At 62.5% G+C, this 1,126-nt stretch carries 1 protein-coding gene; it reads right to left on the bottom strand.

Annotated elements, in window-relative coordinates; genetic code table 11:
- A partial coding sequence (locus tag HV670_RS30075) for an IPT/TIG domain-containing protein (protein ID WP_175108553.1) occupies positions 1–1,126 on the bottom strand: 1,126 nt, incomplete at both ends.

The following is a 1,126-nucleotide window of genomic DNA, read 5'->3' as shown; positions in this document are numbered from 1 at the left end:
CTCCGTATAGTGGTTCCAGCCGTGCAGGAAGATCCCGCCGCCGCCCTGCGAACTGTTGGTGATCGTCAGGCCGTCGATGCGCGACGGATTGCAGTAGAAGTTGCTTGAGTAGGTGTTGCAATCCGTGGGACTTGCGCTCAGCAGCGTGCACACACCGTTTGCCGTGCAGTTCGGGTCGGGCTGCAGCACGCCGCCCACGCGCACGTCGCGTACGCCCTTGCCGAGCACCGTGATGCCGGCGCCTTCATAGGCGCCCATCAAGGTCGGTTCGATCAGCAGTTCGCTGAGATTGCCGTTGAGCGTGTTGTCCCAGCCGACGGTAGGCTCGAGCGGAATCGCATCAACCTGCCGCTGCATCGCCGCCGGGCACAAATACGTGCCGGTCGGATCGAAGGGATTGCCCGAGGCCATCAGACCACCATTCAGTGCGATACCGAACGCGCAGTCGACCTGCCTGCGCCACGGGTCCATCTTGCCGGACGGGTGGGTATTCGCATTGATCGTCACGGACGCGGCACCCACGCCTTGCAGACGCACCGGCTTCCACATCAGCAGCATCTCGTTGTAGTTGCCTGGGCCGACGATGATCATGTCGCCCGGCGTGGCCTTGTCGATCGCAGTTTGAATGGCGTTACTCGCACCGTTTTCTCCAGCGACATACGAAGGCGGCTTGCCGCCAATCGTGACCGTCACCGTGTCGATCGACTTCTTGCCGTTGCCGGCGGTGATCACGAGTTCGCCACAACGAGTCTGCGTCGATACACCACGTTGCTGGATCGTGCAGCTCGACTGGCCCGCGCTGAGGCTCGGCACCGTGATCTTGATCTGGGTGTCGCTCCATGACGTGACCGTCGCATTGACGTTGTTGATCATCACCGATCCCGTGCCCCTCGTGGCACCGAAGCCATAGTGGCGCGTCACGAACTTTTGGTTGAACGGCGCCGTTTTCGCGCTCGGCCCTGTATAGGCGTGATTGATCACGGTCTGATCGCCGAGCGCGTTGATCGTCAGTGTGTGGCCCGAGGCACTGACCCACGGACCGGCTCCTCCGTTGCTCGAATCGCCCGTCACCGTCGAGATCGCCGGCGTGGCGTCGGGATAGGCACAGTCGGGCTGGTTATAGCCG

It is taken from the genome of Pararobbsia alpina (assembly GCF_902859895.1).
GTDB lineage: Bacteria > Pseudomonadota > Gammaproteobacteria > Burkholderiales > Burkholderiaceae > Pararobbsia > Pararobbsia alpina.
Note: the sequence above shows the minus strand (reverse complement) of the source record. Positions and strands in the feature narration are given on the sequence as shown.